The organism is Mesorhizobium sp. M7A.F.Ca.US.002.01.1.1 (assembly GCF_004022955.1).
In the GTDB taxonomy this organism is placed as follows: domain Bacteria; phylum Pseudomonadota; class Alphaproteobacteria; order Rhizobiales; family Rhizobiaceae; genus Mesorhizobium; species Mesorhizobium ciceri.
Genome location: NZ_RZQE01000425.1, coordinates 1 through 5,197, shown reverse-complemented (window position 1 = coordinate 5,197; position 5,197 = coordinate 1). Strand labels below are relative to the sequence as shown.

4 protein-coding genes, 1 tRNA gene and 2 pseudogenes are annotated in these 5,197 nt (G+C 63.3%); 3 read left to right on the top strand and 4 right to left on the bottom strand.

The genetic code is table 11. The features are described from left to right. Positions 1-1,161: pseudogene (locus tag EN932_RS28580) on the bottom strand (methyl-accepting chemotaxis protein); the annotation flags it as partial. Positions 1,162-1,377: 216 nt separating this feature from the next. Between EN932_RS28580 and EN932_RS28575 the strand changes: the two are divergent. The 3 genes from EN932_RS28575 to EN932_RS28560 all read left to right on the top strand — a co-directional run bounded on the left by EN932_RS28575 (position 1,378) and on the right by EN932_RS28560 (position 4,091). Beyond that, complete coding sequence (locus EN932_RS28575) at positions 1,378-2,265, top strand: D-alanyl-D-alanine carboxypeptidase family protein (RefSeq protein WP_127369641.1); 888 nt, start codon at positions 1,378-1,380, stop codon at positions 2,263-2,265. Between the two features lie 692 nt (positions 2,266-2,957). Next, positions 2,958-3,884 (top strand): DUF1003 domain-containing protein, encoded by a 927-nt coding sequence (locus EN932_RS28565; protein WP_127384865.1) that lies wholly within the window; start codon positions 2,958-2,960, stop codon positions 3,882-3,884. 130 nt (positions 3,885-4,014) lie between these two features. Beyond that, positions 4,015-4,091 (top strand) — tRNA-Arg (locus EN932_RS28560). 51 nt (positions 4,092-4,142) lie between these two features. Here EN932_RS28560 and EN932_RS39140 read toward each other — a convergent pair. The 3 genes and pseudogenes from EN932_RS39140 to EN932_RS28540 all read right to left on the bottom strand — a co-directional run. Then, positions 4,143-4,262 (bottom strand): annotated as a pseudogene (locus EN932_RS39140) (DUF899 family protein); the annotation flags it as partial. 192 nt (positions 4,263-4,454) lie between these two features. Then, positions 4,455-4,847, bottom strand: coding sequence for an MAPEG family protein (locus tag EN932_RS28545; RefSeq protein ID WP_013528384.1), 393 nt, complete (start codon positions 4,845-4,847; stop codon positions 4,455-4,457). Then, the gene (locus EN932_RS28540; protein ID WP_128336351.1) at positions 4,804-5,049 is read right to left on the bottom strand and encodes a hypothetical protein; all 246 of its coding nucleotides are present in this window, start codon (positions 5,047-5,049) and stop codon (positions 4,804-4,806) included. Before EN932_RS28540 ends, EN932_RS28545 begins: the two co-directional genes overlap by 44 nt. Positions 5,050-5,197: the final 148 nt, after the last annotated feature.

Sequence of the window (5,197 nt, the reverse complement as noted above, 5' to 3'; positions counted from 1 at the left end):
GTCCAGCCAGTCGGCGAGCTGCGTCTGGTCGACGAAATATTTGAGCAGCCCGCCATCCTTCTCGTAGGCCATGAATTTGGTCAGCGCCTTGGCCTCGTTGCGCTTGTCGGCCAGCGTCTGGGCGCCGAGCCGGTCCTCCGAAAACTCCTGCGCCAGCAGGAAATAGGCCGGCGCGAAATCGGCATGGGCGGCGACGAAGGCGTTGAGCTTGTCGAGGCGCTGGGCGTCGTCGAACTGCTGGATATGCACGAGCTTGATCGACAGCGCCTTGCCCTTGTCGGCAAGCGCGCCGAACACCTCGCGCGCGCCGGCCTTGCCGTCCTGCACCCGAAGCAGCGTGGCAAAGCGCGTATAGGGGTCGATGGCGTCGACGTCGAAGCCGGCAAAGGCGAGGTAGGAGCGCCGCGCATTCAGCATGTCGCCGGACAGCTCGTAGACTCGCGCATTGTGGTAGAACTCGTCCGGCCGCTTCGGCTCGGCGATCGCCCCGCCCTGCGCGGCAAGGGCGGCAAAGCCCTTGGCGATGATGTCGATCGAGGCGGCGATCTGCACGGTCGTCGCTTGCAGCTTCTCGGTCTGGGCCTGCTGCTGCGCCTGGCCGGCGACCAGCGTCTCGGTCTCCTTCTTCACCTCGTCGGTGGTCTTCTGCACTTCCGCCGTCTGCTCAGTCTGCTGCTGCTGGACGGACGCGATCTCGTCGGTCTTTTTCGCCACCGTGTCGGTCGACTGCTTGACCGCCTCGACCGTCTTTTGCGTCTGCGTGACGGTCTGCTCGATCTTCGCAACTTTCTCGGTAACGATGCCCATCGACTGCTGCAGCCCGGCAATGGCCGGCACCAGGCTGGCGATCACCCCGTGCTGGGCGTTGGTCTGCTGCTGCAGGCCGTAGACGCCGCCGGCGACGGCCGCCGCACTGGTGGCGAAGATCAAGGCCGGCAGCGCCTTGGCCGCCAGCACCAGCCGGAGCACGATGGCAATGGCGATGATGATTGCGGCCACCGCGGCGACCAGCGCGACATAGGCGGCGAACGGCGCCAGCGGATTGAGGATGTCGGATACGGCACCCCCGACAAAGGCGACGCTGCCAGCCCATTTGCCGGTGCGGCTGAGTGATGCCCTGATAAGCGAGGGCGCAGCGCCCCCGGCCCCGATGTTCGTCATGCCAAGCCCCCAAGCCCTCGATACCACGCCCCTTCCCACGGGAAACGCGGCCTTGGCAAGCAAAGACACGGGAAAACCGGCGTTTTCGGGGCGGATGCCAAGCTTGCGCGGCTCGACAATCCTGGGGCTAACCGGCATTAACCAAATGGACGCAACAGCCGCGTTACGTTAGCGTCGTCTCATCTCAGCAACAGCCGACCCAGAACAGTCCAGCCCTTGTCCTACCTGCGCCCCCTTCCGCTCATCCAGAGAGTTTTTGCGGCACTAGCCCTGCTGGTGCTGCTGGCCGGCTGCGCCACGACGCCGCCCGACAGCGTGCTGGCCGTGCCCGCGCCGGCGCAGAGATATGCGGCCATCGTGGTCGACGCCAGGACCGGCAAGCAGCTGTTCGAGGTCAGCTCGACGGCGCAGCGCTATCCCGCCTCGCTGACCAAAATGATGACGCTGTATCTGCTGTTCGAGGCACTGGAGTCCGGCCGCGTCAGCAAGCAGACGCAGATCCCGGTTTCGGACCATGCCGCCTCGCAGCCGCCGACCAAGATGCGCTTCCGGCGCGGCGAAAGCATCGACGTCGATTCCGCGATCCGCGCCATCGTCGTCAAATCGGCCAACGACGTGGCAGTGGCGGTCGGCGAATATCTCGGCGGCTCGGAGGATCAGTTCGCCGCCATGATGACATCCAGGGCGCGCCAGCTCGGCATGACCAGCACCACCTTCCGCAACGCGTCGGGCCTGCCCGACGATGGCCAGATGACGACGGCGCGCGACATGGCGGTGCTCGGCATGGCGCTGCATCAGCGCTTTCCCCAGCAGTTCCACTATTTCTCCGAAAGCGACTTCATGTTCCGCGGCCGGCTGGTGCGCGGCCACAACGACATGCTCGGCCGCGTGCGCGGCGTCGACGGCATCAAGACCGGCTACATCAGGGCGTCGGGCTTCAACATCGTCACCTCCTACAATGCCGACGGCCGCAATCTGATCGTCGTGGTGATGGGCGCCGACTCAGCCCGCCAGCGCAACGACCATGTCGAAGCGCTGATCCAGCGCAGCCTGTCGCCGACGGCGGACGGCACCAAGACCAGGCTGATGTTCGCCGAGCAGTGAGGAGTGGTCCGCGTAGCGGACAAAAAGCCAATTGCTTGGCTTTTTGAACGACGAACGCCCTGAGCCTGCGAAGGGCGAGCTGCCGGTAGCAAGCATCGCGCTTGGCTGTGCGGGGATGGATATCGATAGGAATTTTTTCTTGACCCTGAGGGCAGCTATGCTACTATTTTCGGTATGGTGCTGAGTCGCGCCAATTGATCGACTGGAAACGTGACCCGCCCGCAAGGTGGGTTTTTTGTTGCCCGCCGCCCTGCAGAACCTTGTGCACGTTGGCAGGACAGCGCCCCCTCTGTCCTGCCGGATCTTCGTCGCTCGGAAAGCCAAGCAATTGGCTTTCCACCCGCTGCGCGGACCGCTCCTCAACCCCCGCAAGGGGGGAGATTGGCAGCTTCGGCGCTCCGCTCACTCCTGTGACGGTGGAAATTGGCGAAAGCCGGGACAACAGCCAATCTCCCCCCTTGAGGGGGAGATGTCCGGCAGGACAGAGGGGGGTGATTGGCGCAAACATCGGGCAAGTTCTTCCCGCTCCGGCCAATCTGGAACGTCTCCACCCGCCCCGAGGGGCGAGCCGCCGCCAGCCACATCGCCTTCTCCGATCAAAAACACTTGTCCGGCCTGCGAAATCCGTGCCCGGCGCTGGCTATGCGCCGCCACCTCTGTCTATCGTCGCCCAGCACCCTCAGGAGCCCACCATGAGCACCGTCCCCAAAACGCCCGAACAGGCGGCAGACAATCAGAACGATGACGGCGGCGAGTATTTCGAGGCGCCGATCGTCGGTGAGCTGGAGGCCGATCCGGTATCGGACGAACACTTCGACACGCCCGAAGTGCCGGACTCCGAACCGGCAGGCCCCGGCGCCCACCGTGGCAAGCCGAAGAAAAAGCCGTCGGCGATATCGGGCCGCAAATTCCGCAAGCGCGATCTGGTGCGCATCGACACGCTGCGCCCGAGCCTCGCCGACCGCATCCGCTCGGACCATCCCGACCTGCCGGCCGGCGCCCGCATCAGCCGCGCCGAGCTCGGCCGCTACCGCATGCGCTATATGGAGGAGCTGCTGCAGCAGGAGCACGGCGAATTCTCCGAGCTCGACCGTCAGGTGGTCGAATCGATCGCCAGGCAGGACACGATTTCCGAAAACTCGGAAGAAGAATTCGAGGAGCACCGCACCTTCGCCGACCGCGTCTCCGATAACATGGCGGCCTTCGGCGGCAGCTGGTGGTTCCTGATATCGTTCGGCAGCGTGCTGCTGGTGTGGATCGGCATCAATCTGGTCGCCGGCATGAGCGCCGCTTTCGATCCCTATCCCTTCATCCTGCTCAACCTGCTGCTCTCCTGCATTGCCGCCATCCAGGCGCCGATCATCATGATGAGCCAGCGGCGGCAGGAGTCCAAGGACCGCCTGCGCTCCTTCAACGACTACCGCGTCAACCTCAAGGCCGAGCTCGAAGTGCGCCATCTGCACGAAAAGCTCGACTACCTCATCTCGCGCCAATGGACGCGCCTGGCCGAAATGCAGCAGATGCAGCTGGACGCGATGCACGAACTGGCGGGCGCCAAGAAGCCGAAGCGGGCGGTGCGTGGAAGGCGGACGGTGAAGGCGGGGGCGGTAACCTCATAGGCCGCAGCCTGGAGCACCGGGCCAAGTCGCTACGCCAATCTCCAATTGCCCGTTGAAGCCCGCGCCCGCTTCCGCTAAGAAGCCGTGACTTGCCGGTTCACCGGCTGGTTCGTTTTCCGGATTCCGGAAAGCACCCGTAGCTCAGCTGGATAGAGCGCTGCCCTCCGAAGGCAGAGGTCACAGGTTCGAATCCTGTCGGGTGCGCCAAAAACCAAGGGTCCGTTTCGGGGCACTGCGTTTGTCGTTGGCAGCTTTGCGGTCGAGCAGGCTCACGCGGCCCTTCAGCCCTTCAAAGGCATAATTCTTCTCAACCGCCAGCCAGGGCAACCGCCAGCGTTCGGCGGCGAGGGTGTCGCGAGCCCGCGAATGGGCCACCTGCGTCGTGAAGAAGGTGCACCCCTCATTGCTCGGCTGCCGGCCGGCCGTCGAACCACATGTAATAGGAGGCGATGAGCATTTGGCGCCCCTCGAACGCGTCCAGCAATGTTACCGACCCGACACCGACCGGAGTGGGTGCACCCTATCTCCACTTATGAGGCACCGTGCCGTTCTCCCGCGGCTGGGGAGCGCCTAGAGCATCAGATAGATGATCCGGCCCAGAGCGCCAAAAAGCAGCGCGAAGGCTGCAATCGACTGGACGAAGAAGCCGGGATAGCGCTTCAAGGGCGCGGTGCGATACCCTACGAAATATGCAATCCGACCTATCATCCAGAGCAGCCCAAGGCCGGAAGCCCACGCGGCATTCCAGTAGATCGCGAACAGCCACATCGACGGCATAAAGATAGGAAACCATTCCACCGCGTTGGCATGTGCCCGGATGGTTCGTTCAAGGAGCGGGTCGCCGGTCATTGCGGGCGCCAGTATGCCAGTCTTCTTGTGGGTTCTCGCGACCGTCACCGCCATTCCGAATATCATCAAGCTACAAAACAGCGTCACGAGAGCTACCGGGTAAAGCCGTTCCATGTTTGCCTCCTCTCATGGTCGGGACAGTAGGCAAGCAAAGGTTATCGGCAAGGGCAAGGCGCAGGCAGATCTTTCCTGACAGCCAGCGCCAATAAGAGCCGGGTTTGTCAGTTACATAATTGCCCTTTTTGTTAATCATCCGAAAACGATGGGCAAGTTGGAATGCCATCAGCGTTCCTTCCGTGGGGGCGGTGATGGCCATCGACATACCGCCGTGACCGGCCTGCTGCCGAAAGGTGGCGGCATTTTGTTGCGCGATTGACACGCTGCCCGGCGGAAGGCAAAGAGTGACACATTATTGGCAAAGGGGAATGTCGATGAAGAAAATCTATCAGAAGCCCGTTTTCACG

Bases quoted from the DNA above. Each gene is read 5' to 3' on its own strand.
- EN932_RS28565 (WP_127384865.1), top strand. From the start codon at position 2,958: ATGAGCACCGTCCCCAAAACGCCCGAACAGGCGGCAGACAATCAGAAC.
- EN932_RS28545 (WP_013528384.1), bottom strand. From the start codon at position 4,847: ATGGAACGGCTTTACCCGGTAGCTCTCGTGACGCTGTTTTGTAGCTTG.
- EN932_RS28540 (WP_128336351.1), bottom strand. From the start codon at position 5,049: ATGGCCATCACCGCCCCCACGGAAGGAACGCTGATGGCATTCCAACTT.